Genomic DNA, 25,863 nt, shown 5'->3' on the forward strand with positions numbered 1-25,863 from the left:
ACAACGGGATACAACGTTTTGCTCACGAGGGGTTTACATCCGGCGCTACTCGCCGTAGAAATTTTGCGCGCCTGCAAAATTGTCAAACTTCGTATATTGCCCCAGGAACGTGAGCCGAACGGGCCCGATCGGGCCGTTACGCTGCTTGCCGATAATGATCTCGGCCGTGCCTTTGTCGGGGCTGTCCGGGTTATAGACCTCGTCGCGGTAAATGAACAGGATCACGTCCGCGTCCTGCTCGATAGCGCCCGATTCGCGCAAGTCCGACATCACCGGCCGTTTGTTGGGCCGTTGCTCCAGCCCTCGATTCAACTGCGACAATGCGATCACCGGCACGTCGAGTTCTTTCGCAAGACTCTTCAGCGATCGCGAGATTTCCGAGATTTCGGTCGCACGATTCTCGCCTTGCGACGAGCCCGTCATCAGTTGCAGATAGTCGACGATGATCAGCCCGAGCTTGCCACATTGGCGCGCGAGACGGCGCGCCCGCGAGCGTAATTCCATCGGATTCAGGCCACCCGTCTCGTCGATGAACAGTTGCGCCTCGCTCATTTTTTGCACAGCGTGCGTAAGCTTCGGCCAATCCTCGTCGCTCAGGCGGCCGGTGCGCATCCGGTGCTGGTCGAGCCGGCCAACCGAGCCGAGCATCCGCATCACGAGTTGCGTGCCCGGCATTTCCATCGAGAACACCGCGACCGGCAGCCCGTATTCGACGGCGACGTATTCGCCGATATTCATCGAGAACGCGGTCTTACCCATCGACGGGCGCCCCGCGACGATGATCAGCTCGCCGCCGTGCATCCCGGACGTCATACGATCCAGATCGACGAAACCCGTCGGCGTGCCGGTCACGTCGCTCGGATTCGCAGTGTGGTAAAGGGTGTCGATCCGCTCGACCACCTGCGTGAGCAACGGTCCGATCTCAAGGAAGCCCTGCGTGCCACGCGCGCCGTCCTCGGCAATCGAGAACACTTTCGCCTCGGCCTCGTCGAGCAACTGGCGAACTTCCCGGCCCTGAGGATTGAATGCGTCGGCCGAGATTTCGTCGGCGACAGACACGAGCCGGCGCAGCACCGCGCGATCGCGCACGATTTCCGCATAGCGGCGGATGTTCGCCGCGCTCGGCGTATTCTGCGCCAGCGCGTTCAGGTACGCGAGCCCGCCCACCTCCTCGGCCTTGCCGGACGTCGTCAGCGCCTCATAGACGGTCACGACGTCGGCCGGGCGCGTCGTCGCGATCAGACGGCCGATGTGCTCGAAGATGACGCGATGGTCGTACCGGTAGAAATCGCTCTGCGACAGGAAATCGGCGATCCGGTCCCATGCGCCGTTGTCGAGCAGCAGTCCGCCCAACACGGACTGCTCGGCCTCGATCGAGTGCGGCGGGACTTTCAGCGATTCGATTTGGGGATCTTGAGGCGCGTTCATGGGTTGGGATTATCGCGAAATAGACGCAGCTCCACCAGCCGGCGCCGTGGAACGAAAAAAGGCAGGAACCGGTTGCCCAGGCCCCTGCCCTTTATATCGAGCGGCAGGCGCCGCCCGGAGAAGACACGCGTTTTACGCGTGGTCGCCGATCACGTTGACCGTGACGTCGACGACGACGTCCGTGTGCAGCGCGACTTGCACGCCATGCTCGCCGATCATCTTCAGCGGGCCTTCCGGCATGCGAACCTGCGCCTTCTCGACATCGTAGCCGACCTTCTTCAGCAGTTCGGCAACGTCCGCGTTCGTGACCGAGCCGAACAGACGGCCGTCGACGCCCGACTTCTGCGTGATTTCGAACGTCTGCCCGCCCAGCTTCTCGCCAACCGCTTGCGCGGCTGCCAGCTTTTCGGCGGCGACCTTTTCGAGTTCCGCGCGGCGGACTTCGAATTCGGCGATCGCGTCCTTCGTCGCGCGGCGCGCCTTGCGGTTCGGAATCAGGAAGTTACGCGCATAACCGTCCTTGACCTTGACGATATCGCCGAGGTTGCCCAGATTGGCGACTTTTTCCAACAGAATGATTTGCATTCGAATTCTCCTTATTGCGTCGCCTGATTACGCCTTGTGCTGATCGGTGTACGGCAAGAGCGCGAGGAAACGCGCGCGCTTGATCGCCGTATCGAGCTGGCGCTGATAGTGGGCCTTCGTACCCGTCAGGCGCGCCGGCGTGATCTTGCCGTTTTCGCCGATGAAGTCCTTCAGCGTTTCGGTGTCTTTGTAGTCGATCTGCTCGACGCCGGCTGCCGTGAAACGGCAGAACTTCTTACGCTTGAAGAGCGGATTTTGCTGCTGACGACGCTTGTCGAATTTCTTACCAGTGGGGCGGGCCATGTTCAGTCCTTTCCAATGTCCTGCAATGCTGTGATGTGAAACACCAAGGTTCTCGCGTTGCGGCTCTTTTTCGCGAGAAAGCCGGTGAAGAGCGTCTCAACGCCCATCTCGCAGCTTTCCAGCTTACCGCTCGCCTCGCCTGCCGCCACGGCCGGGATCGTCAATTCGACCTGCCGGGCGATGCCTGCTTCGACGACTTCGGTCCTGTGCTGCAACGTGGCGCTGGCGATCGGAACGCCGGCGGGGGTATACCGCACCGGTTCACGCTCGACGACGCTCGCCGTCAGTTGCAGCCTGTTCACGAAAGCGACGCGCTCCTTGATGGCTTGAATACGTTAAGCCTGCGCTTCGGTCGGCTGAGCAGCAGCCGCCTTCTTGGCTTCTTCGCGCTGAACTTCCTTCATCATCGGCGACGGGCCGGTTTCGGCCTTCTTCATCTTGACGATGAGGTGACGCAGCACGGCGTCGTTGAACTTGAACGCGTGTTCGAGTTCGTCGAGCGTCGCCTGGTCGCACTCGATGTTCATGCAGACGTAGTGAGCCTTAGCGAGTTTCTCGATCATGTAGGCCAGTTGGCGGCGGCCCCAGTCTTCGACACGGTGGATCTGGCCGCCGTGCGACGTGATCGTGGTCTTGTAACGCTCGATCATCGCGGGCACTTGCTCGCTCTGATCGGGGTGCACGATGAAGACGATTTCGTAATGACGCATTACACACTCCTTGTGGATAGAAGCCACCCGGGCGTCTGAACCGGTGTGGCAAGTGAGAAGCCGGAAAGTGTAACCCGATTGACGCAACAACACAAGACTTACGTTGATTTTCCGCCGATTTCGGCCATGTATTCAAAGACTTGACGGCCACCGGCCGACGCTTGCCGCGACCGGGCGGCCGCCTGTATTCCGACCCTTGTTAAGGCGCTGCGGCCCGGCGCTCGCGCGGCGGCCGCCGCCCCGTGGCCGGCAGATTTACCGCAAGGGCCGCGCGGAACGCGGCAAGCGCGCCCGGCTCGGCACCCGTGACAGCTCACCACGTCATGCCGCCTTCCTGCCGGCGCGCCAGCGCATAGCCCTGCTCGACGACCGAATCAGCGCTGCCGCTCAAGCCGCCTTGCATCGGGAATACATAAGCGTCGACGACATGCCGCCGGTAGCGGTAGACCAGCACCGCCACCCGCCGGCCGCCGACATAATCGAGCCGCCCGCCCGCGAGCGCGAAGCCGCTCGAAGCGAGAACCACGACAGGCGGCGCATAGTCTGGGCGGCCGTTGAACCAGGGCTTCACCGTATGCCGATCGGTCGACACAGCGTCGATGTCGCGCCCGGACAGCGCCGCGCGCACGTGGCTCGACACCAGCTCCGCGACCTGATGCCGGGCGAACACGACGCGAGCCTCGACGCCGGCGCCGCGTATCGCGAAATCTTCGGCGACACGCATTACACCTTCGATCGCCACGGCGTGCACTCCATCGTGCTCGATAACGTGTCCGACCCGGCCGGCGGCGGCAACGCGCAGATCGACTGACTCGCACGCGAGCTTGCGCGCTTGCCGAAAAACGCGCGCATCGCCGCCTTCACCCACCGGCCGCTGTTCGACCTCGCGCCGCAATGGAACGGGGCCACGCGCGACGCCGCCGAGGTGCTCGAGATGCTGATGCCCTATGCGAACGTGATGGTGTTCTACGGGCACATCCATCAGACCCATCACGCGATGACCGGGCATATCGCCCACCACGCCGCGCGCTCGCCGATGTTTGCGCTGCCCGCCGCGGGCTTGCAGCCCAAGCGCCTACCGGCGCCGTGGAACGCGGGCGTGCCCTATCCCGGGCTTGACTGACGCGAAGTGCGTGCGGACGACGCACCGGGCGCGTTCACGCTGGCCGAGCGGCCGATCGCAGCTGACGCGCCGGCCACGCCAACGGCGTACCTGACGCACCGCCCGAGCGGCACGCATAGTGAACGAATACAAGATCAACCGACATGCACGCTCCCATCGCACGCCCGTCGCCTGCGCACCCGGCGCGCCGCCGCTGGCTCGCCGCAACCGGCGCGGCAATCTGCGCGCTCGCTGCGCCAACCGTGCGCGCGGCCGGCGTGCCGCGCGTCATCAAGGTTCATGCGCGCCGCTTCGTTTTCACGCCGAACCGCAGCGCGCTCGCGCCGCACGAAGCCGTGGTGTTCGAGCTGACGGCCGAGGACACCGTGATGGGCTTTTCGATCCCCAGCTTGGCGTGCGCGCCGACGTGCCGCCGGGCGCCGCCGTGCGGCTTGCCGCGCGAGCGGGCGAGCCTGGCACGATCGATTTTCCGTGCGACATTTTCTGCGGCTCCTGGCATGAGACGATGAACCGCGTGATCGTCGTCGGATGACCGGCGGCGCGCGTCAACCGGCGCCTTCCCAATAGCCCGGCCGTGCATAGACGTCGCGCAGATAGTCGATGAAATAGCGCACCCTCGCCGGCACGTAGCGCTGCTGCGGATAGACGGCGAGGATGTCGTAATCGGGCAGCGCGTATTCGTCGAGCACGGTTTCGAGTTCGCCGCGCGCGAGTTGCTGCGCGATCTCCCACGTCGAGCGCCAGCCGAGCCCCAGCCCTTCGGATACCCAACGATGCAGCAGTTCGCCGTCGTTGCAGTCGAGCGTGCCCGATACGCGCATCGTCACGAGCTTGCCGTTGCGGCGGAAATACCAGCCGCGGTTCTGCCCGCCCTGCAAATTGAACGCGAGGCAGTTGTGATGCGCGAGATCGTCGAGCGACTTCGGGCGGCCGTGCCGTCGGAAGTACGCGGGCGTGCCGCAAACGACGCGCAGATTCGACGCCAGCTTCACCGCGACGAAATTCGGATCGACCGCGCCGCCGATTCTGATCGACAGATCGTAGCCCTCGCGCACCAGATCGACGACGCGGTCGGTCAAGTTGAACGACATCTGCAAATCGGGCTTGTCGGCCATGAACGCCGGCGCGAGCGGCGCGACATGCTTGCGGCCGAACGCGGCCGGCGCGGACACGATCAAATGCCCGCTCACCGCGCGCCGCCCGGCCGCGAGTTCGTTTTCCGCATGCGCCCAGTCGGCAAGCAGGCCCCGGCAGCGCTCGAGAAACGCCGCGCCGTCCTCGCTGACGACCAGCCTTCGCGTCGACCGGTACATCAGCTTCACGCCGATGCGCTTTTCCAACGCGTCGATCCGCCTGCCGAGCACGACGGGCGACACCCCTTCCTCGAGCGCGGCCGCCGCAAGGCTGCCCGCATCCGCGACCCGCACGAAGGTTTCGATTTGCTTGAACCGGTCCATCCGCTGTCTCCCACGCTCTTTTGCCCATCCGGCGCAGCCGAGCATTCGATACTTTTAGTTTCGAAATAAGCGACTGGAGCGGATCTTATCAAAGCTTTTACGTATCCCTAAAGTATGTCCAACCCTCGCGATCCGCAGCGAAATCAAGGAGACACCATGGCCAGGATGAGAGCCGTCGACGCCGCCGTGCTCGTGCTCGAGAAGGAAGGCATCCAAACCGCGTTCGGCGTGCCGGGCGCGGCGATCAACCCGCTTTACTCGGCGTTGCGCCGCTCGGGGGCGATCGGCCACGTGCTCGCGCGGCACGTCGAGGGCGCCTCGCACATGGCCGAGGGCTACACGCGGGCCGCGCCCGGCAATATCGGCGTGTGCATCGGCACGTCCGGCCCCGCCGGCACCGACATGATCACCGGCCTTTATTCGGCATCGGCGGATTCGATCCCGATTCTCGCGATCACCGGTCAGGCACCGCGCGCGCGGCTTCATAAGGAGGATTTCCAGGCGGTCGACATCGAGGCGATCGCCAAGCCCGTGACGAAATGGGCGGTCACGGTGCGCGAACCGGCACTGGTGCCGCGCGTGTTCCAGCAGGCGTTTCATCTGATGCGCTCGGGCCGGCCCGGGCCGGTGCTGATCGACCTGCCGATCGACGTGCAGTTGGCCGAGATCGAATTCGACATCTCGACCTACGAGCCGCTGCCCGTCTACCGGCCTTGTGCGAGCCGCACGCAGATCGAGGCCGCACTCGCGATGCTCAACGATGCCGAGCGGCCGCTGATCGTCTCGGGCGGCGGCGTGATCAACGCGGCGGCCGACGCGCTGCTCGTCGAGTTCGCGCAAACCGTCGGGGTACCGGTGATCCCGACGCTGATGTCGTGGGGCGCGATTGCCGACGACCATCCGCTGATGGCGGGCATGGTCGGCCTGCAAACCGCGCACCGCTACGGCAACGCCACGCTGCTCGCGTCGGATTTCGTGCTCGGCATCGGCAACCGCTGGGCGAACCGTCATACGGGCAGCATCGACGTCTACACGAAAGGCCGCAAGTTCGTCCACGTCGACATCGAACCGACGCAGATCGGCCGCGTGTTCGGCCCCGATCTCGGCATCGTGTCGGACGCGAAGGCCGCGCTCGCGCTGTTCGTCGAAATCGCGCGTGAATGGCAGGCCGCGGGCCGGCTCAAGGACCGCAGCGCATGGGTGGCCGACTGCCAGACCCGCAAGCGCACGCTGCAGCGCAAAACCCATTTCGACAACGTGCCGATCAAGCCGCAACGCGTGTACGAGGAGATGAACAAGGTGTTCGGCCGCGACACGTGCTACGTCAGCACGATCGGGCTGTCGCAGATCGCGGGCGCGCAGTTCCTGCATGTGTACAAGGCGCGCAACTGGATCAACTGCGGGCAAGCCGGCCCGCTCGGCTGGACGATACCCGCCGCGCTCGGCGTGCGCGCGGCCGATCCGAGCCGGCCGATCGTCGCGCTGTCGGGCGACTACGACTTCCAGTTCATGATCGAGGAACTCGCGGTCGGCGCGCAATTCAAGCTGCCTTACGTGCACGTCGTCGTCAACAACTCATATCTCGGCCTGATCCGCCAGGCGCAGCGCGCGTTCGACATGGACTACTGCGTGCAGCTCGCGTTCGACAATGTCAACGCGTCCGGGCTGAACGGCTATGGCGTCGATCACACCGCCGTTGTCGAAGGGCTCGGCTGCAAGGCGCTGCGCGTGTTCAAGCCCGAGGAGATCGCGCCCGCGCTCGAGCGCGCGCAACAGATGGCGGCTCAATTCAGCGTGCCCGTCGTCGTCGAGGTAATGCTCGAGCGGGTGACCAACATCTCGATGGGCGCCGAGATCGACGCGATCAACGAGTTCGAGGATCTCGCCGACAAGCCCGAGCACGCGCCCACCGCGATCTCGCTGCTCGACTGAGCGCGCGCCGGGTGTGTCGCATTGCCTGGAAATTTCGACCGTTCAGTGTCGAGCGTTTTTTCTCTGACCGACCCGCGAGAACTCCGTCATGCCGAAATTTGCCGCCAACCTGACCATGCTGTTCAACGAAGCGCTGTTTCTCGAGCGCTTCAAGGCCGCCGCCGACGCAGGCTTCGACGCCGTCGAATTCCTGTTTCCGTACCCGTATGCGCCGGACGCGCTCGCCGAGCGGCTCGACGCGCACCGCCTGCGGCTCGTGCTGCACAACCTGCCCGCGGGCGACTGGGAGCGCGGCGAGCGCGGAATCGCTTGCCTGCCCGATCGCGTCGGCGAATTCCAGGACGGCGTGGGCCGTGCGATCGACTATGCGCGCGCGCTGAACGTGCCGCAGCTCAATTGCCTCGTCGGCATCGCGCCGGCGGATCAGCGCCGTGACACGACACTTGCGACGATCGTCGAAAACCTGCGCTTTGCCGCCGCCGAACTGAAAAAGGCCGGCTTGCGCCTGCTCGTCGAGCCGTGCAACGGGTACGACCTCCCCGGTTTCGCGCTGCAACGCTCGGCCGACGCGCTCGACGTGATCCGCGCGGTCGGCGCCGACAATCTGTTCCTGCAATACGACATCTACCACATGCAGCGGATGGAGGGCGAGCTGGCGGCGACGCTCCGCCGGCACATCGGCGCGATCGCGCATATCCAGCTCGCGGACAATCCGGGCCGCCACGAGCCCGGCACGGGAGAAATCCATTACCCGTATCTGTTCGCGCTGCTCGACGAGCTTGGCTACGACGGCTATATCGGCTGCGAATACAAACCGCGCACGACGACGGCCGGCGGCCTCGGCTGGCTCGACGAAGCACGCCGCGCCGGCGCGGGCCGCGCGCGCCACATCGGGTAACCGCGCCCGCCCCCTACGCCCCCTCTTTCAGGAGACAACGCAATGGCAGCGATCGGCTTCATCGGCCTCGGCATCATGGGCGCGCACATGGCGCGCAACCTGCTCAATGGCGGCCACCAGCTCGTCGTCAACGGCGCGCACCCGGTGCCGGACGACGTGCGCGCACGCGCGCTGGTGGTCGCGCATTCGACGGCCGTCGCCCACGCGTCGGAGATCGTGATCGTGATGGTCCCCGATACGCCCGACGTGCACGACGTGCTGTTCGCCGACGACGGCGTCGCCCGCGGCCTCACGGCCGGCAAGCTCGTGATCGACATGAGTTCGATCTCGCCGCTCGATACGCGCGAGTTCGCGAAGCAGATCAACGCGCTCGATTGCGACTATCTCGACGCGCCCGTGTCCGGCGGCGAAGTGGGCGCGCGCGACGCGACGCTGACGATCATGGCCGGCGGCCCGCAGCGGGCGTTCGAGCGGGCGAAGCCGCTGTTCGAGCAGATGGGCAAGAACATCTCGCTCGTGGGCGAAAACGGCGCGGGCCAGACCTGCAAGGTCGCGAACCAGATCATCGTCGCGCTGAACCTCGAGGCGGTCGCCGAGGCGCTGTTGTTCGCCGCGCGCTCGGGCGCCGATCCCGAACGCGTGCGCCGCGCGCTGCTGGGCGGCTTCGCGTCATCGCGCATTCTCGAGCTGCACGGCGAGCGGATGACGAAGCGCACGTTCGAGCCGGGCTTCCGGATCGATCTGCATCGCAAGGATCTGAACCTCGCGCTCGACGGCGCGCGGCGGCTCGGCATCGCGCTGCCGCACACCGCGAGCGCGCAGCAGTTGTTCAGCGTGTGCGCCGCGCACGGCGGCGGCGGGTGGGATCACTCGGCGATCGTGCGCGCGCTCGAAATCATGTCGAACCACGAGATCGCCGAGCCGCGCGCCGAGGCGAAGGCCGCGTGATGCGACGGTAATGGTGGTTGGGGATGCGGTGCTCTTGCTGGCTATGGCGGTAGCGGTGGCGCAGGCCGCGTGATGCGGGCTGCGATTCGCGGGCTCCGGACTGCGTGATACGACGGCCATTCGGACAAGGGCAACGCCGTTGCCGTTACGGCATCCGCATTTATCACACAAACAAGTCGCCGGAATGAACCGGCGCGAGCTGCAACGAAAGCGCCGCTTCAGCGCTTTCGATCGAAGGTGCGCGCCGCCGGCCATGACAGCGGCGCCCGGCGACGACGGGCAAGCCTTGGTCGGTCAGACGTCGTCGTCGGGTGTCCGTCTGTCGGATGACGCGCACCCGCCCTTTTCCATGACCTTGCCTATTACATTTCTTGACGTTCGCCAGCGCGATTTTTCATGCAATTTACAGCGCGAACGCCTACACTTTCGCGACGCCTTCCGAGAGCCGGGCGTGCCGGCGCGGCGCTTTTCGCGCCACGTATCCCGGCCTGATGGCGCATCTTTTGTCAATCACCTGAAGGAGTGTTGCGATGGGTCTTCTTTCGTTCATCAAAGAGGCAGGCGAAAAGCTGCTCGGCAAGAGCGATGAGCAAGCCGCAACCGATCCGGCCGCGGCAAACCAGACGGCCGCTGACGCAATCAAGAACTACATCTCCGCGCAAGGTCTCGACACGTCGAACCTGACGGTCGAGTTCGACGGCGCATCGCGCACCGTCACGCTGTCGGGCAACGCCGGCGACCTCGATACGAAGGCCAAGGTCAAGGTGGCCGCGGGCAACGTGCAAGGCGTCGCCGGCGTCAACGACGACAACCTGCAGCCGGACGATCCGCAAGTGCAGTACCACGACGTCGTGTCCGGCGACAACCTGTGGAAGATCGCCGAGAAGTACTACGGCAACGGCGCGAAGAACGACGTGATCTTCCAGGCGAACCGCCCGATGCTGTCGAGCCCCGACAAGATCTATCCGGGCCAGAAGCTGGTGATTCCGCCGCAGTCCTGATCGATGCGGCCGTTACCGGCATGATGCGAAAAGCGGACCTGACGGTCCGCTTTTTTATATCGTTCAATCGCAAGCGCAGCTGGCGCCGCCGGCAGGCTGCCGGCATCGTCGCAGCGGCGCGCTGCCGCGCAACGCGCGATCGTGCGGCTGATTCAATACGTGTCGAACACTTGCTGCAACGCGCGCGCATCCGTCACGCCCGCCGCGAGCGCGAGTATCAGCAACACGCGTGCCTTGTAAGGATTGAGCGAGCCTGCGCTGACGAAGCCGAGCGCGTCGTCGTTCGCCGCGCCGTTGCGCATCACGTGCCCCGAGCCGACGCGCGAAGCCCGCACTACCGCGACGCCGTTGGCCGCCGCATCGGCGAGCGCCGCCTGCAACGTCGCATGAATCGAGCCGTTGCCCGTGCCTGCGACGACGAGTCCGCGCACGCCCGCAGCCATGCATGCGTCGACGGCCACGCGCGAGACACCCGCATAGCTCGCGACGATCTCCACCTGCGGCCACGCCGCGCCGATCGAGAAGCGCGAATCGAGTGTATGCGGCCGTGTCGCGCGGCGCGCGAACTCGATGCGCCCGTCCTGCACCCAACCGAGCGCACCGAGTTCCGGCGAATGGAACGCGTCGAGCGCATAGGTGCTCGTCTTCACGACATCGCGCGCACCGTGAATCCGGTTGTTGAACACGACGAGCACGCCGTGCCCGCGCGCCGCGCCGCTGCCCGCGACGTTCACCGCGTTCAGCAGGTTCAGCGGGCCGTCCGACGACAGCGCGGTCGCGGGCCGCATCGCCGCCGTGAGCACGACAGGCTTCGCGTGCTTGATGGTCAATTGCAGCAGGTACGCGGTTTCCTCGAGCGTGTCGGTGCCGTGCGTGACGACGACGCCGTCGACGTCATCATCGGCGAGCAGCGCGTTGACCCGCTCGGCGAGCGTCGTCCACAGCGCGTGCGACAGATCCTTGCTGTCGATGCTCGCCAACTGCTCGGCCCGGATCGTCGCGATCTGGGCAAGCGCCGGCACGGCGTCGAGCAGCCGGTCGACGCCGAGCGCGCCGGCCTGGTAGCCGGCCGTCTGCGTGGCGTCGGGGGCAGCACCCGCGATCGTGCCGCCCGTGGCAAGCACGGCGATACGCGGCAGCGCGCGTGGCGCCGGATTCGAAATGTCAGGAGTATGGGAGGTCGGTGCATTCATGGCCGCGATTGTACCGGCTGCGGGGCATGCGGCAATATCCCCGCCGCCGCGAAACCGGCGCCGGCCGGCAGCCCGCCGCACGGCACGGCACGGCACGGCGCGCGGTGCGGCGCCGCGCATCAATCGGCGCTTTCGTGGGTCATTTTGTTGTTTCATCGATGATTTGCCATAATGCAAGGCGCGATGCGCGCTGCCGCGCGATTCGCGGCTTGACGAACAAAATGCAATTCACCCAACGGGAGTGTCCAATGAAGATCCGATCGCTGATGGCCGCGCTGCTCGTCGGCGGCGTGCTGGCAACGCCTGCTTTCGCCGCAAACAGCCAACAAGACAAGATGAAAGCATGCAACGCGCAGGCTGCCGGCAAGACGGGCGACGAGCGCAAGACCTTCATGAAGGAATGCTTGTCTGCGAAGCCGAAGAAGCTGTCGCAGCAGGAAAAGATGAAGGCGTGCAACGTGCAAGCCGGCGACAAGAAGGGCGACGAGCGCAAGACCTTCATGAAGAGCTGCCTGTCGAGCCAGCCGGCCGCCTGAGGCTGCCTGCCGATCGGCACGATGCCGCGCACCGTTTCGGCGGGCGCGGCATTTTCTTTTCCGGCGCACATCGGCGCCGCGGCATTGTGCCGCATCTTCCGCCGTTTTCTTCTATGATGGCTGCAGCGCGGCCCTCGTCACCCCATAGAAGAAGCGCCATCGGGCCGCCCTCATGACAGACGCGCATCGCGCGCGTCAAACGGAGGCACGGATGGCATGGAGACAAAATCGCTGGTTCCGGCGCTGGGTGATCGTCATCGTGTTCTGGGCGGTGCCCGTCGCGATCGTCGCCGTGCGGGAAATCCGCGAGGAAATGGCTTATAACTACGCGGACCTGAAGCTCGCGCTGACGACCTGGGAGCTTACCGACGCGCAGCGCGCGGCAGGCGCCGCCGCCGTCTGCCGGGGCGAGCCGGATGAAGCGCGCGCCGCCGGCTGCCCGGCCGACGTGCTGGCGGCCAATGCGCATCGCCAGCAGGAGGCGCGCAACGAATTCGCGCTGCGCCGCCGCACGCTCGCGAGCTACCTGTGGCACGCATTCGTCGGCTACTGGATCGTGCCTGCCGCATTCCTGTTCGCGTGCGGCGTGCTGATCGCCCTCGTGCGCCGCGCGCTGCGCCGCCCCCCGATCAAGCCACCGGTTTCCCCTCATTGACGGCCGCGCCCCGCGCGGCAACCGCCACCCGTGCCACGAGTGCCGCGGGAATCCGGCAATTTGACGTTGCTTCACCTTACGCCGGGCAATCGATACGGCCCTCTGTGTTATAAAGTTCGGCGTGGTACGCCCCGTTCTCGGGAAATACGCTGAACTACATTGATGGAGAAAAAAGCGATGCAAAAACGCAAACTCGTGTTGAAAGCTGCGGCCGCACTTGTCGTCGGCAGTCTTGCGCTCACCGGCTGCACGACCACGCCGAACAAGCCCGACAACGCCACGACCAACGCGTCGAAGCGTCAAGCAATCGATGCGAGCGTTGACGCGACGCTGTCGCGCCTGTATTCGACGGTGAAGGGCTCGCGCGAGCTGGTCGCGAAATCGCGCGGCGTGCTCGTGTTCCCGGACGTGATCCAAGCAGGTCTCATCATCGGCGGCCAGAGCGGCAATGGCGCGCTGCGCGTCGGCGGCGCGACGGTCGGCTACTACAACACGTCGTCGATCTCGGTCGGCCTGCAGGCGGGTGCGCAGTCGAAGGCGATCGTGTTCCTCTTCATGACGCAGGACGCGCTCGACAAATTCCGCAGCTCGGACGGCTGGGCCGCAGGCGCCGATGCTTCCGTCGCGCTCGTGAAGATGGGCGCGAACGGCGCCATCGACACGACGACCGCCACCGCGCCCGTCGAAGTGATCGTGCTGACGAACGCTGGCCTGATGGGCGACGTGTCGATCAGCGGCACCAAGGTCACGAAGCTGAAGATCTGATGCACGCATCAATTGCCGCTCGCATAGCGAGCGGCGAATGCACCACGGCGAGGCGCAGGCGCGCATCGCCGTTTTTTTATGCAGCGCATCCGCGCGCGGCGTTGCCGACGCCGCCCTCGCCGCTCACGATGCCGAATCGATCACCTTGAAGCGCGAGCGCTTTTGCGCGCGAATCAGCGCTTGATAGACGTCGACGTATTGCTGCGCCATTCCCCTGGCCGTGAAGCGCTGCTCGAAACGCTGCCGCACGCGCGCACGCGACAGCGCCGGCAGGCGGCTCACCGCCGCGGCCGCGCCGATCTCGTCTTCAACGATGAAGCCCGACACGCCGTCGTCGATCACTTCAGGCACCGCGCCGCGATTGAACGCGATGACGGGCGTGCCACACGCCATCGCTTCGATCATCACGAGGCCGAACGGCTCCGGCCAGTCGATCGGGAACAGCAATGCGTGCGCGCCGGAAAGAAACGCGGCCTTTTCATGATCGGCGATCTCGCCGATGAATTCGACGTGCGGCAGCGCGAAGAGCGGCTTGATCTCGCGCTCGAAGTACGCCTCGTCGGCCGAATCGATCTTCGCTGCGATCCGGATTCGCATCCCGCAGCGCTGCGCGATCCGGATTGCCGTATCGACGCGCTTTTCCGGCGAAATCCGGCCGAGGAAGGCGAGATAAGCCTGCTCGGCGGGCTGCGGCGTATAAAGCTTTTCCGGCAAGCCGTGATAGACGGTCGTCAGCCATTTCGCCTGGGGCATCGGCTGGCGTTGCGCATTCGAAATCGAAATGACGGGCGCCGTATCGAACGTGTCGAACACCGGCTGCTGTTCCGGCAGGTCGAGACGGCCATGCAGAGTGGTCACGAACGGCGTCTGCTGACGGTTGAAGACCGAAAACGAGTAGTAGTCCATGTGGAAATGGAGCACGTCGAATTCCTGCGCGCGACGCGCGACGGTTTCCATCAGCAGCATGTGCGGCGCGATCCGGTCCCGGATCGACGTGTCGAGCCGCAACGCGCGCGGCCACACTGCGTCGAGCTTCGCGCGCGTAACCGAATCGCCGCTGGCGAACAGCGTGACGTCGTGCCCCAAATCGACGAGCGCTTCGGTGATGTACGACACGACGCGCTCGGTGCCGCCGTACAACTTGGGCGGCACGGACTCGGTCAACGGGGCGATCTGCGCAATTCTCATCGGTACTGCCTCCCATGACGGCCGGCGCGCCGGCGTCGAACGCCATCGCGATAAATCATTATCGCCACCGGCGCGTGGCCCTGCGCGGCCGATTGCATTTTTTCGGTCTTGTTACAGAACGGATACATTCGGAAAACCCGCATGTTTGCAGTCGCGCAGGCCGTTGTCCAGCCGCGCCAAAAGTTTCGTTGGGTTATTGCCTTGCAGCATCGGCAGACAGTTGCGGCGTTGAGGAGCCCATGAGCGTGCTATCTGCTATCTGCCGCATCGATCCGCGGCATCCGCCCGCCACACTCGCATCACCGCAAGCGTTGTCGACGCCGTTCAGCGCGTCGGCCATTTCCATGGCGGCAGATCGAGCGCATCCGCGTCGGCGATCCGTGTCGCACCGAGCACCTTCTCGAGCACGATCGAGCGGCTACCCGGCTCGCGCTCGAGCGACGCGACGAGACGCGCCGCATGCGACACCACGATCACCTGCGAGCGCTCGGCGGCCTGCGCGATCAGGCGGCCAAGCGCCGGCAGCAGATCGGGATGAAGGCTTGTCTCCGGCTCGTTCAACACGAGCAGCGCGAGCGGGCGCGGCGTCAGCAACGCCGCGACGAGCAGCAGATAGCGCAGCGTGCCATCCGACAGCTCGGCCGCGCGCAGCGGCCGCAGCAAGCCCGGCTGATGCATCAGCGTCTCGAAGCGGCCCTGCCTGCCCGGATTGTCGATATCGATCCGCGCGCCCGGAAACGCGTCATCGATCGCCGCTTCCAGCGCCGCACGATCGCCGATCTCGCGGATCGTCTGTAACGCGGCGGCCAGATCGGCGCCGTCGTCGGCCAGTACCGGCGTATGCGTGCCCACCTGCGGCAGCCGTGCAGGCGCGAGGGCGTCGGTACGCAAGTGATCGTAGAAGCGCCATGAACGAATCCGTTCGCGCAACGCGATCATCTCCGGTGCACCGCGCGGGTCCGCGAACTCGGTCATCATGCTGTCGAAACTCGCGACTGGCTGCGGCACGGTCTGCCATGCGCCGGTTGCGTCACGGGTACGCAACTGCGCGCCGTGCCGGTCGACCAGCAGCGTCGACGGCCGCGGCACCGGCCCGCTCCAGATGCATTCACGCTTGACGATCGGATCGAGCCCGAATTCCGAGCGGCTCGGAATCGGCAGGCCGAGATCGATCGCATAGCCAAAATCGTCGCACGCGAAGCCGAGTTTCAAGCTGACCGGCTGATTGCGAATCGTGCCCGTCACCGGCACCTCGCCCGACAGCATGGCGCGCGAGAAACGCTCGGGGCCGGCCCAAAGCGTCGACGGCAAGCCGCCTTCGCGTGCGAGCGACGGAATCACGCGCCCCTGGGCGGTATCAGCGAGCAGACGCAGTGATCGATAAACGCTCGATTTGCCGCTGCCGTTCGGCCCCGTGATCACGTTGAGCGCGCTGAGCGGCATGACGAAGTCGCGCAGTGACCGGTAGCCGGCAATGGCGAGAGCTGTGAGAGGCGGCATAGGATGAAGGATCGACGGATCGGATCAGGTTACGGGCGGGCCTGGTGAATATCGGCGCAGGCGCGGCAGCCAGATCGGAAATGGCCGCGCGAAGCGGCATGGGTTTTGCGCCGCGGTTTCGGCGGTTTCGGCGAACCCAGCAAATCCAGCGCGCAAAGTGCCCGCCCTCATCCTCCGCCGCTGCTCAATGCGGCGCACGCGCGCCGCCCGCCTCGGGCGCGGTCGGATCGGCCGCCGTGAACGCCGCGGTGCTCGCGGCGGGCTCCGCAGTGCCCGCCACGGCAGCCGCCCGAGGCGTGCGTGCCGTGGAATCGGACGGCGTCGACCATTCCGCGCGCTCGCGCGGCAGACACTCCGGATAATGCTGCTGAATGAACGCGATGAGCCCCTCGCGCACGCGGCAGCGCAAATCCCACGCGAGCGACGAATCGCGCGCGCTGACGAGCGCGCGCAACTGCATCGACCGCTCGGTCGCATCGGTCACCTGCAACACGTGAACGCGGCCGTCCCACTCGGGCGCATCGGCGACGATCCGCGCGAACGCCTCGCGCAGCGGCTCCAGCGGCAGCCGGTAGTCGACATACAGGAATACCGTGCCGATGATCTCGGCGCTGCTGCGCGTCCAGTTCTGGAAAGGATTCTCGATGAACCACTGCAACGGCACGACGAGCCGGCGCTGATCCCACAGACGCACCGATACGTAGGTGCCGGTGATTTCCTCGATGCGCCCCCACTCGCCCTGAATCACGACGACATCGTCGAGCCTGATCGGCTGTGACAGCGCGATCTGCAAACCGGCGATCATGTTGCCGAGCACCGGCCGCGCGGCAATACCGGCAACGAGCCCCGCGACGCCCGCCGACGCGAGCAAGCTCGCGCCGACCTGCCGCACGTTCGGAAACGTCATCAGCGCGGCGCCGGTGCCGATCACGACGATCATCACCATCACGGTGCGCGCGAGCACGCGCGTCTGCGTATGGATGCGGCGCGCCTGCAAGTTGTCGGGCGCGTCGATCGGATGCGCGCGCACGATCGCCTCGCCCACCGCCGCGGCAAGCCGCATCAGCAGCCACGTGATCGCGATGATCACGCCGACCGCCGCGATCGTGCGCAATGCGCCCGCGAGCGGCAGCGCATCGGCGATTTGCAACCACTGGAATTCGAGCGCGAGAAACAGCAGCACGGCGAGCGACGGCCGATCGAGGTATGGCACGATCACGCCCATGAATGGATAAGGCCGCGCGATCCGCGCCACGACGCGCGCGCCGATCCGATGAACGAGCGTGACCGCGAGCAGCACGAGCGCCGACACGGCGAGCGTGCCGAGCCAGGTGTGCAGCGGCGCATCGGCGATGCGCCACAGATCGTCGATCGTCATCATGCGCGCCGTGACTCCGTCGAGTGCAACGCACGGAGGCGGCACACGCACGAATGCGTGGCGCCGCAATCCGCGCCAAACCGGTCAATAACTTCGGCAGGGAAATGCCTTGCCGAGCCCGAGCGACACCGCCGTGCTCGCGTTGTAGTCGGCGAGCTTCGGGTTTTCCGCGATGTACTTGCGCACCGCATCCGTCATCTGCTGCGCCTTGATGTCGGCCGGCAAGCAGAAATATTGGCCGACGCGCGGCCCCGTGGTGCCGCCGATCGCGTCGATCGTGTTGTAGACGCCATCGGCCGCGCCTTCGATATACGCCGCGCACGACGCCCGCGACTTGACGTCGGTTTTCGCGCACAGCTTATCCAGATCGCCCGCCGTGAAGGCCGCGGCCGTCAACGGCGCAGTAAGCATGGCCAGCGCGGCGGCGCAAAACATAGCCCGCAACATGAATCTTCCTCGTGTCAGAAGGCGTAACCGCCGATACAACGAAAGGCGCGGCCCAGGGCCGCGCCGACGCAACTTATTTTGCACCCTTTTGCGCGTCGGGCGCCGGCGCGTCTCCGAGGCGCGTCGTGCGCTTCGACAGGATCGCGAGCGCATCGGGCGCGTTGTAGTGCTTGGCGAAATCGAGCGCGGTGACGCCGAGTTGGTTCTTGATCGCCGGATCGGCATTCTGATCGAGCAGCAGCGTGACCGTCGAGCCGTGGTTGCCACGCGCGGCCATCATCAGCGGCGTCGTGCCGTTCGGCGACGCGGCGTCGATGTAGGCGGACTTCTCGAGCAGATACTTGACGACCTCGTCATGCCCGTTCGTCGCCGCGTAGTGCAGCGGCGACCAGCCCTTCTTGCTGACCTCGGCGCCCTTGTCGACCAGCAGCTTCACGAGCGGCAGATCGCCGTTCAGCGCGGCGAGCATCAGCGCGTTCTCGCCCGCCTTGTCCTCTTTTTCGAGATCGACGTTCGGCGCCGACGCGAGCGCAGCAGCCACCTGATCCGATTTTTCACGTGCTGCGATCACAAGCAGCGGGTCTCCGTTCGAGGCGACCGTATTCGGATCGAGGCCGTTCTTGAGCTGCTTGGCGATGTCCTTGATGTCGTCGAACTTGACCGCCTTCACGATCCCGTCGAGCGATTCCGCATGCGCGCCCGCCGCGGCGAGCACGCCGAGCCCGCCCGCGACCAGCAGCGCGCGGCATCCGGCGCCGAACCCGCGCTTATTCGGCAAGTACTTGATCGACTTCATTTTTTTCAACTCCTACCCCTGGTTGACTAGGCTGGCGCCGCCCGTTTGGACGATCTTGAACAGCCGGAAAAAATTGCTCGATGTCGCGGCGGCCAGCGCTTCGTCGGTCATCCCGCGTTGCGCCGCGATAAAGCGTCCGACATGGCTGACGTGCGCAGGTTCATTCGGCTTTCCCCGATACGGCACGGGCGCGAGATACGGGGAATCCGTTTCGATCAGCAAGCGCTCGAGCGGCACGCGCCGCGCGACGTCCTGCACGTCGGCCGCGCTCTTGAACGTGACGATCCCCGACAGCGAGATATGGAAGTTCTGTGCAAGCGCCTGCTCGGCAATAGGCCACGGCTCCGTGAAGCAATGCATCACGCCGCCCGGCACGCTCGCGCGCTCCTCGGCCATGATGCGCAGCGTGTCGGCGGCGGCGGCGCGAGTATGGACGATCAGCGGCTTGTCGGTCGCGTGCGCGGCGCGGATATGCGTGCGAAAGCGCTCGCGCTGCCATTCCATGTCGGCGATCGAGCGCCCGTCGAGGCGATAGTAGTCGAGCCCTGTCTCGCCGATCGCGACCACTTTCGGATGCGCGGCCAGTTCGACCAGCTCGGCAAGCGTCGGCTCCCGCGCATGCTCGTGATCCGGATGCACGCCCACCGACGCGAAGATGTTGTCGTGATCACGCGCGATCGCGAGCACCGACGGCAGCGTCTCGAGATCGACCGACACGCATAGCGCATGCGTGACGCCATGCTCGCGCATGTTCGCGAGCACCTGCGGCAGCCTCTCGGCCAGCCCTTCGAAATTGATATGACAGTGAGAATCGACAAACATGATGTATTCCTTGCTACCACGCATACGGCGCGAAACGTGCGGACAGCGCGGCGCACTATGCGTCGCCGACGAGCCGCTTGCCGACGATCAAGAGATCGCGCTCGACGCCGTCGAGCACCGCGACGCGCGGCAGCGTTGCCCAGGTCGTAAAGCCGTGGCGCGCGAAGAGCCCGAGGCTCGGCGCGTTGTGACCGAAGATGAAGCCCAGCGCGGTATGCACGCCGAGTGCCGGCGCGCGCGCCAGCGCCGCGTCGAGCAACCGGCTGCCGAGCCCCTTGCCGCGCGCGGACTCATCCAGATAGATGCTGATCTCCGCCGTGTGGCCATACGCCGGCCGGCCATAGAAATCGGAAAAACTCAGCCACGCGACGATCCGCCCCGCCTCCTCGACGACCCACAGCGGCCGCGTGTGCGGCTGATGCGCGTCGAACCACGGGCGCCGGCTGTCGACGCTCACCGGCTCGGTGTCGGCCGTCACCTGGCGCGACGCAACCGTCGAATTGTAGATGGCGACGATCGCGGGCAGATCGTCCAGGGTCGCGTCGCGGTATGCAAGCTGGCTCATGGCGGGGGATGGTGGGCAAAGCGATGAACGGAACGATGGGAAGCCGCGCACTACGCAAACAGCTCGCGATAGCCGAGAAAGAGTTCCTCGAACACCAGCCGCGCGTTGAGCGGATGGTTCTCGGCCGCCCGCTGCCGCGTGACCGTCTTCATGAAGCGCGCGAACGCGCCCGCATCGAGCCTCTGCGCGCAACGTGCGAGCGCCGTGCGCTGCGCGGGAAAGTAACGCGGCGCGCCCGCCATGCGCTCGGCCAGCAGATCGTACAGCCACCGTTGCAGCCAGCCGAGCACCACGGGCACCGGCAGCTTCTGCAGCGTCTCGCCGCATGCGAACGGATCGCACGCGGCGCCGGCCGCGAGCTGCGCTAGCGTCCAGTCGCGCAGCGGCCGGTTCTCGTCGCTCGCGAGCGCGAGCGCCGCGAGCGGCGCGCCGCCCGCCTCGGCGACAAGCGCGGGCGCATCGGCCACGCGCTGCGCGGCGAGCCAGGCAACCGCCGCCTGTGGCGCGGGCATCGTCATCGGCCATTGGCGGCAGCGGCTCACGATCGTCGGCAGCAGCCGGTCGATGCGCGCCGACACGAGCACGAACACGACGCCCGCGGGCGGTTCCTCGAGCGTTTTCAACAATGCGTTCGCCGCCGCGACGTTGAGCGCTTCGGCCGGATACAATACGACGATCCGCGCGCCGCCGCGATGTGACGCAATGGCGCAGAAATCGACCAGCGCGCGCACCTGCTCGATCTTGATTTCCTTGCTCGGCGTCTTGGTTTTCTTGCCGCCGTCATCGGCGTCGGCGGCCTTCGGCTCGTCGGCGGCACCCGCCACGCCCGCCTCGCCCGCCAGCGCTTCGGGCACGACGATCCGATAATCGGGATGATTGCCCTGCTCGAACCACGTGCACGCGGCGCATGCGCCGCACGGCTCGCCGTTCTCGCGCGGGGTCTCGCACAGCAGCCCCTTGGCCAGATGCCGCGCGAACGCGAGCTTGCCGATGCCGGCCTGACCATGCAGCAATAGCGCGTGCGGCCAATGCGCGCGCAATGTCTGCAAGCGGTTCCAGTCGTCGGTCTGCCACGGATAGATCATGATGGTTTGCGTTGTCCGTTCGTTACAGCGCGGCGAGCACGCCTTCGAGCTTCTTGCGGATCTGCGCAACCGATTCGCTCGAATCGACGATCGCAAAGCGGTGCGGCGCTTCCTGCGCGCGGCGCAGATACTCGGCGCGGGTGCGCGCGAAGAACGCATCGGATTCGCTTTCGAACTTGTCCGGCGCGCGCGCCGCTCCCCGCCGCGCGCTCGCCACCTGCGGCGGCAAATCGAACAACACGGTCAGATCCGGCTGGAAGCCGCCCTGCACCCAGCGCTCGAGCGCCTCGAGCTTGTCGCGCGGCAGCCCGCGGCCGCCGCCCTGGTAGGCGAACGTCGCATCGGTGAAGCGGTCGGAGACGACCCAGTTGCCCTGCGCAAGCGCGGGCTCGATCACGAGCGCAAGGTGCTCGCGCCGGCCGGCAAACATCAGAAGCGCCTCGGTTTCGATGTCCATCGGCTGCTTGAGCAGTATCTCGCGCAACGTTTCGCCAAGCTGCGTGCCGCCCGGCTCGCGCGTGACGACGACTTGCCGGCCGCTTGCGGCGAGTTTTTCGCCGAGCCGTTCGCAAAACCATTGCAGATGCGTCGTCTTGCCCGCTCCATCGATGCCTTCGAACGTGATGAATTTGCCACGCGCCATTACTGACCTCTGATGTATTTGTCTACGGCCTTGTTGTGATCCCCCAGCGTGTCGGAAAACACGCTGGTGCCGTCGCCCTTCGCCACGAAATAGAGCGCCGACGTCACGGCGGGATTGACCGCGGCCCGCAGCGCCGCCTCGCCGGGTAGCGCGATCGGCGTCGGCGGCAGCCCGCGGCGCGTATAGGTATTGTACGGAGTGTCGGTTTGCAGATCGCGTTTGAACAGCCGCCCCGAATACGCGTCGCCGAGCCCGTAGATCACCGACGGGTCGGTCTGCAACGGCATGCCGCGCCGTAGCCGGTTCGCAAGCACCGCGGCGATCAGCGCGCGGTCGGCCGCGTGCCCGGTTTCCTTTTCGACCAGTGACGCGATTGTCAGCGCTTCGTAAGGTGTGCCGAACGGCAGGCCGTTCGCGCGCGCCGCCCACGTTTCGGCCAGGCGCGCCTGCATCAAACGGTACGCGCGGCGATAGACGTCCAGATCGCGCGCACCATGATCGAATAAATAAGTGTCGGGAAAGAATAGCCCTTCGCCGCTGCCGCGCGCGATTTCGTCGTCGGATGCGCCGATCGCGCGCAGCAGTTGCGCATCGGTCATCCCCGCGCTCGCGTGCAGCAGCGCCGGGTTCGCGTCGAGTTCCGCGCGCATGCGCTTGAAGGTCCAGCCTTCGATCACCGCGGCGGCGGATTCGCCAGGATCGCTGCGCGACACCTTGCGCACCACCTGGTAAGGCGTCACGCCCGCCTTGAATTCGTAATTGCCCGACTTGAGCTGGCCCGACACCCCCAGCACGCGGGTCAACGCGACGAACCACTTCGGCTCGATCGGAACGCCGCCGCGTGCAAGCTGCTGTGCGACGCTCCTCACGCTGCTGCGCGGCATGATGGTGACGTCGACGACGGGACCGGCCAGCGCCACGGGCCGGGTGACCCACCAATAAGCGCCGCCCGCGCACGCGGCGCCCAGCAAAACAACGGCCAGCACCGCGAACGCGGCGCACTTCTTCAGAACGGACATGCGGAACGTGAATCAGATAGACTTCATATAATAACTTGCTTGTCTCATCCAAAGTCAGGATTGACTGTTTTGACTGCTGTCCCATTCCAATGAGCACACCGATCGCCTCTACGGCCGACGCGCCGCTGCCGCCGCGCCCATCTGCCGACGATTTCGCCGCCGTGCTCGAGCGCGGCGCGTTCTCGGTGCTCGAACAATTCGGCATCGTCGACGTGTCGGGAGCCGACGCCGCAACGTTCCTGCACGGCCAGTTGACGAACGACATCGAGCACCTCGACGCCAGCACCGCGCGGCTCGCCGGCTACTGCTCGCCGAAGGGGCGCCTGCTCGCGTCGTTTCTCGCGTGGCGTGCCGGCCACGACGTGCGCCTGCTGGTGTCGAAGGACGTGCAGCCCGCCGTGCAAAAGCGCCTGTCGATGTTCGTGCTGCGCGCGAAGGCCAAGCTCGCCGACGCCGGCGGCACACTCGTCGCGGTCGGCTTCGCCGGCGACGTGCGCACCGCGCTGTCGGGCGTGTTCGACGCACTGCCCGACGGCGTCCATACGAAGGTCGACGCGCCGGCCGGCGCGCTGATCCGGCTGCCCGACGCCGCCGGCCGCGCGCGCTACCTGTGGATCGGCGCGCGCGCGGACGTCGACGCGCGCGTGGCCGCGCTCGCCGGCAGCCTGCGCCGCGTGCCGTCCGCCGTTTGGGACTGGCTCGACGTGCGCGCGGGCGAAGCGCGCATCACGCAGCCCGTCGTCGAGCAGTTCGTGCCCCAAATGGTCAATTTCGACGTGATCGGCGGCGTCAATTTCCGCAAAGGTTGCTATCCGGGGCAGGAAATCGTCGCGCGCAGCCAGTATCGCGGCACGATCAAGCGCCGCGCCGCGCTCGCGCACGTCGCGGGCGAACCCGATGCGGTACGCGCGGGCGTCGAGCTTTATCATTCGGACGACCCTGGGCAGCCGTGCGGGATGATCGTCAACGCGGCGGCGGCGCCCGAAGGCGGCGTCGACGCGCTCGTCGAGATCAAGCTCGCCGCGCTCGACAGCGGATCGGTCCATCTGGCGTCGGCGCATGGCCCGGCGCTCGCGTTCCGGCCACTGCCCTACGCGCTGCCGACGGAGGTTTGACGGCCCGCGCGGTCAAACGGAATAACGATACGAGACGCGCCGCCCCGGCACGCAACGACGCTTACCGAGGACGCTCACTCAGCGAGGATATCGCCCGATGTGCCTGATCGTATTCGATTGGCAGCCCGAGGCCACCCAAGGCCCGGTGCTGACGCTCGCCGCGAACCGCGACGAATTCTACCGACGCACGAGTGCGCCGCTGTCCTGGTGGAGCGACGCGCCCGGCGTGCTCGCGGGCCGCGATCTCGAAGGCGGCGGCACCTGGCTCGGGATTGCGCGCGACGGCCGCTTCGCCGCCATCACCAATTACCGCGCGCCGTTCGACATCCGCGCCGGCGCGCCGACGCGCGGCAAGCTGGTATCGGAATTTCTCGGCGGCCCGAACATCGCGCCGCTCGACTATCTCGCGCACGTCGCCGAACGGGCGATGTTCTACAACGGCTTCACGCTGCTCGTCGGTGACTGCGCGCGCGGCCAGCTCGCATGGTTCTGCAACCGGTCGGCGGGCGCCCAGTCCGCGAGCGGGCCGCCCGCGCTCGACGCGCCCGCGCTCATCGGGCCGGGTATGCACGGGCTGTCGAACGCGCGGCTCGACACGCCGTGGCCGAAGCTCGTCACGAAGCGCAGCGAACTCGGCGCCCTGCTCACTCGCGATGCGGCGACGCCTCTCGATGCGCTGATCGAGATGATGCGCGACACGCGCCAGGCCGCCGACGATGCGTTGCCGCGCACCGGCATTCCGTTCGAGCGCGAGCGCGCGCTGTCCGCCGCGTTTATCGAGACACCCGAATACGGCACGCGCGGCACGACGGCGCTGCGCGTGGTGCGCGACATCGAAGGAAGGCTGAGAATCGACGCCAAGGAACGCAACGACGACGACGGCTCGCACCGAATCGTGCGGCCGGGCGCATTCGAGCGGGCCTTCGCGTTCGATGTCGACGCAAGCGGCGGCGCGGCGCGGCGCTAGGCGCGGCGTATGCCCGCCGCGAGCGCGGTGCGCCGGCGCCAAAACGACGGCCCGACGGCCGCAATGCGCCCGCCCAATCCATTGAATCGTTGAAATCGGATCCGGCATGCCCCGAAACTTGAGCATGCAAAGGACGATGCCAACGAGCGGGCACCGTAGCGGCCTGAATCCACGCCGATCCGGCACGGCATGTCACCGCCGATTCGTCTGATTCATGGGACGACGCCCGCGGCAGTTTTCGACTGCAATATTTCCGTCATTCCCCGCTTCAGCCTCCGCCGCATGGCGGCGGCACGGTCGACAGCGCGCACTCAGAGTTCGCGCGCCATTTCGATATGCGCAACGCCGGCCTCGACGAACGGCTCACCGACCACCCTGAAGCCGAGCCGCAAATAAAACGCGGCCACGCGCTGCTGCGCATACAGCCAAACGAGCGCCATGCCGCCCGAGCGCGCTTCGGCGAGCAGTGCGTCGAGAACACGGGTGCCGACGCCGCGCCGGCGTGCGTCGGCCAGCACCGACACCCGGCCGATCGCGCCCGTCGACAGCAGGCGGCCAGTCGCGACCGCGCGCCGCGCGCCACCGCGGCGCTGAACGAGATAGGCGATCGCATGGCGCGCGAGCGGATCGTCGTCGTCGAGATTAAGTTCGGCGGGAATCCGCTGCTCGCGCACGAACACCGCATCGCGAATTCGCGCCGCATCGCTGCCCAGTCGCGCCCAATCGCCAGTTTCGACCTCGATGTTGCCCATCTGCGCCCTCGTCCATTGCCGGTGTCGCACCCCGCGTACACGGCGCGCGTTT

At 66.3% G+C, this 25,863-nt stretch carries 27 protein-coding genes and 3 pseudogenes; 11 read left to right on the top strand and 19 right to left on the bottom strand.

Annotated elements, in window-relative coordinates:
* Positions 1-45: 45 nt before the first annotated feature.
* From WS68_RS21405 to WS68_RS21430, 6 genes and pseudogenes are all read right to left on the bottom strand, one after another.
* Positions 46-1,428: a replicative DNA helicase gene (locus tag WS68_RS21405; RefSeq protein ID WP_059518196.1), complete on the bottom strand. Its 1,383-nt coding sequence runs from the start codon at positions 1,426-1,428 to the stop codon at positions 46-48.
* A gap of 132 nt (positions 1,429-1,560) precedes the next feature.
* Complete coding sequence (gene rplI, locus WS68_RS21410; RefSeq protein WP_059572654.1) at positions 1,561-2,013, bottom strand: 50S ribosomal protein L9; 453 nt, start codon at positions 2,011-2,013, stop codon at positions 1,561-1,563.
* A gap of 27 nt (positions 2,014-2,040) precedes the next feature.
* Positions 2,041-2,316 (bottom strand): 30S ribosomal protein S18, encoded by a 276-nt coding sequence (gene rpsR / locus WS68_RS21415; RefSeq protein WP_004193360.1) that lies wholly within the window; start codon positions 2,314-2,316, stop codon positions 2,041-2,043.
* A gap of 2 nt (positions 2,317-2,318) precedes the next feature.
* Entirely contained in the window at positions 2,319-2,618 is a 300-nt protein-coding gene (gene priB, locus WS68_RS21420) for a primosomal replication protein N (RefSeq protein ID WP_059572655.1), read from the bottom strand.
* 33 nt (positions 2,619-2,651) lie between these two features.
* Entirely contained in the window at positions 2,652-3,026 is a 375-nt protein-coding gene (rpsF, locus tag WS68_RS21425) for a 30S ribosomal protein S6 (RefSeq protein WP_039221416.1), read from the bottom strand.
* A 199-nt stretch (positions 3,027-3,225) separates the two neighbouring features.
* Positions 3,226-3,729: pseudogene (locus tag WS68_RS21430) on the bottom strand (hypothetical protein); the annotation flags it as partial.
* Between WS68_RS21430 and WS68_RS21435 the strand changes: the two are divergent.
* Together WS68_RS21435 and WS68_RS21440 are read left to right on the top strand one after the other, a co-directional pair.
* A pseudogene (locus WS68_RS21435) lies at positions 3,616-4,221 on the top strand (metallophosphoesterase family protein); the annotation flags it as partial. The pseudogenes WS68_RS21430 and WS68_RS21435 sit on opposite strands and share 114 nt — an antisense overlap.
* A 71-nt stretch (positions 4,222-4,292) precedes the next feature.
* A pseudogene (locus WS68_RS21440) lies at positions 4,293-4,681 on the top strand (cupredoxin domain-containing protein).
* Positions 4,682-4,694: 13 nt separating this feature from the next.
* Here WS68_RS21440 and WS68_RS21445 read toward each other — a convergent pair.
* Entirely contained in the window at positions 4,695-5,606 is a 912-nt protein-coding gene (locus WS68_RS21445) for a substrate binding domain-containing protein (RefSeq protein ID WP_059572656.1), read from the bottom strand.
* Between the two features lie 156 nt (positions 5,607-5,762).
* Between WS68_RS21445 and gcl the strand changes: the two genes are divergently transcribed.
* The 4 genes from gcl (at position 5,763) to lysM (ending at position 10,385) form a co-directional block, all read left to right on the top strand.
* The gene (gene gcl / locus WS68_RS21450) at positions 5,763-7,538 is read left to right on the top strand and encodes a glyoxylate carboligase (RefSeq protein ID WP_059572657.1); all 1,776 of its coding nucleotides are present in this window, start codon (positions 5,763-5,765) and stop codon (positions 7,536-7,538) included.
* An 88-nt stretch (positions 7,539-7,626) separates the two neighbouring features.
* On the top strand, positions 7,627-8,436 hold the full coding sequence (gene hyi, locus WS68_RS21455) for a hydroxypyruvate isomerase (RefSeq protein ID WP_059572658.1): 810 nt from the start codon (positions 7,627-7,629) through the stop codon (positions 8,434-8,436).
* A gap of 42 nt (positions 8,437-8,478) precedes the next feature.
* Positions 8,479-9,384: a 2-hydroxy-3-oxopropionate reductase gene (locus tag WS68_RS21460; protein WP_059572659.1), complete on the top strand. Its 906-nt coding sequence runs from the start codon at positions 8,479-8,481 to the stop codon at positions 9,382-9,384.
* Positions 9,385-9,914: 530 nt separating this feature from the next.
* A complete protein-coding gene (gene lysM, locus WS68_RS21465; protein WP_059518211.1) occupies positions 9,915-10,385 on the top strand; it encodes a peptidoglycan-binding protein LysM in 471 nt (156 codons plus the stop codon).
* Positions 10,386-10,537: 152 nt separating this feature from the next.
* Here the strand turns inward: lysM and WS68_RS21470 are convergent, their stop codons facing one another.
* Complete coding sequence (locus tag WS68_RS21470; protein ID WP_059572660.1) at positions 10,538-11,578, bottom strand: asparaginase; 1,041 nt, start codon at positions 11,576-11,578, stop codon at positions 10,538-10,540.
* Positions 11,579-11,826: 248 nt separating this feature from the next.
* On the opposite strand from WS68_RS21470, the gene WS68_RS21475 reads away from it, so the two are divergent.
* The 3 genes from WS68_RS21475 (at position 11,827) to WS68_RS21485 (ending at position 13,534) form a co-directional block, all read left to right on the top strand.
* On the top strand, positions 11,827-12,114 hold the full coding sequence (locus tag WS68_RS21475) for a PsiF family protein (protein ID WP_059572688.1): 288 nt from the start codon (positions 11,827-11,829) through the stop codon (positions 12,112-12,114).
* Between the two features lie 211 nt (positions 12,115-12,325).
* Positions 12,326-12,769 carry a hypothetical protein gene (locus tag WS68_RS21480; protein ID WP_059572661.1) on the top strand — a complete coding sequence of 148 codons (444 nt, stop codon included), beginning with the start codon at positions 12,326-12,328 and terminating at the stop codon, positions 12,767-12,769.
* A gap of 177 nt (positions 12,770-12,946) precedes the next feature.
* Positions 12,947-13,534: a BPSL1445 family SYLF domain-containing lipoprotein gene (locus WS68_RS21485; protein WP_059572689.1), complete on the top strand. Its 588-nt coding sequence runs from the start codon at positions 12,947-12,949 to the stop codon at positions 13,532-13,534.
* 123 nt (positions 13,535-13,657) lie between these two features.
* On the opposite strand, the gene WS68_RS21490 is transcribed toward WS68_RS21485, so the two are convergent.
* The 10 genes from WS68_RS21490 to mltG all read right to left on the bottom strand — a co-directional run bounded on the left by WS68_RS21490 (position 13,658) and on the right by mltG (position 22,977).
* On the bottom strand, positions 13,658-14,722 hold the full coding sequence (locus WS68_RS21490; protein WP_059572662.1) for a glycosyltransferase family 4 protein: 1,065 nt from the start codon (positions 14,720-14,722) through the stop codon (positions 13,658-13,660).
* 324 nt (positions 14,723-15,046) lie between these two features.
* Complete coding sequence (locus WS68_RS21495; protein WP_059572663.1) at positions 15,047-16,222, bottom strand: AAA family ATPase; 1,176 nt, start codon at positions 16,220-16,222, stop codon at positions 15,047-15,049.
* A 184-nt stretch (positions 16,223-16,406) separates the two neighbouring features.
* The gene (locus WS68_RS21500) at positions 16,407-17,603 is read right to left on the bottom strand and encodes a mechanosensitive ion channel family protein (RefSeq protein WP_059572690.1); all 1,197 of its coding nucleotides are present in this window, start codon (positions 17,601-17,603) and stop codon (positions 16,407-16,409) included.
* 81 nt (positions 17,604-17,684) lie between these two features.
* On the bottom strand, positions 17,685-18,047 hold the full coding sequence (locus WS68_RS21505; RefSeq protein ID WP_059572664.1) for a Rap1a/Tai family immunity protein: 363 nt from the start codon (positions 18,045-18,047) through the stop codon (positions 17,685-17,687).
* 73 nt (positions 18,048-18,120) lie between these two features.
* Positions 18,121-18,843, bottom strand: coding sequence for an ankyrin repeat domain-containing protein (locus WS68_RS21510; RefSeq protein ID WP_059572665.1), 723 nt, complete (start codon positions 18,841-18,843; stop codon positions 18,121-18,123).
* 12 nt (positions 18,844-18,855) lie between these two features.
* Entirely contained in the window at positions 18,856-19,665 is an 810-nt protein-coding gene (locus tag WS68_RS21515; protein WP_059572691.1) for a TatD family hydrolase, read from the bottom strand.
* A gap of 55 nt (positions 19,666-19,720) precedes the next feature.
* Complete coding sequence (locus tag WS68_RS21520) at positions 19,721-20,230, bottom strand: GNAT family N-acetyltransferase (protein WP_059572666.1); 510 nt, start codon at positions 20,228-20,230, stop codon at positions 19,721-19,723.
* A 50-nt stretch (positions 20,231-20,280) separates the two neighbouring features.
* Complete coding sequence (locus WS68_RS21525) at positions 20,281-21,315, bottom strand: DNA polymerase III subunit delta' (protein WP_059572667.1); 1,035 nt, start codon at positions 21,313-21,315, stop codon at positions 20,281-20,283.
* Between the two features lie 22 nt (positions 21,316-21,337).
* The gene (tmk, locus tag WS68_RS21530) at positions 21,338-21,958 is read right to left on the bottom strand and encodes a dTMP kinase (RefSeq protein WP_059572668.1); all 621 of its coding nucleotides are present in this window, start codon (positions 21,956-21,958) and stop codon (positions 21,338-21,340) included.
* Positions 21,958-22,977, bottom strand: coding sequence for an endolytic transglycosylase MltG (gene mltG, locus WS68_RS21535; RefSeq protein WP_059572669.1), 1,020 nt, complete (start codon positions 22,975-22,977; stop codon positions 21,958-21,960). Before mltG ends, tmk begins: the two co-directional genes overlap by 1 nt.
* An 89-nt stretch (positions 22,978-23,066) precedes the next feature.
* Here mltG and ygfZ point away from each other — a divergent pair, with 89 nt between their 5' ends.
* On the top strand, positions 23,067-24,092 hold the full coding sequence (gene ygfZ / locus WS68_RS21540; RefSeq protein ID WP_059572670.1) for a CAF17-like 4Fe-4S cluster assembly/insertion protein YgfZ: 1,026 nt from the start codon (positions 23,067-23,069) through the stop codon (positions 24,090-24,092).
* 97 nt (positions 24,093-24,189) lie between these two features.
* Positions 24,190-25,059, top strand: coding sequence for an NRDE family protein (locus WS68_RS21545; RefSeq protein WP_059572671.1), 870 nt, complete (start codon positions 24,190-24,192; stop codon positions 25,057-25,059).
* Between the two features lie 311 nt (positions 25,060-25,370).
* Here WS68_RS21545 and WS68_RS21550 read toward each other — a convergent pair whose 3' ends face one another.
* A complete protein-coding gene (locus WS68_RS21550) occupies positions 25,371-25,811 on the bottom strand; it encodes a GNAT family N-acetyltransferase (protein WP_059572672.1) in 441 nt (146 codons plus the stop codon).
* Between the last annotated feature and the right edge of the window lie 52 nt (positions 25,812-25,863).

It is taken from the genome of Burkholderia sp. TSV86 (assembly GCF_001522865.1).
GTDB lineage: Bacteria > Pseudomonadota > Gammaproteobacteria > Burkholderiales > Burkholderiaceae > Burkholderia.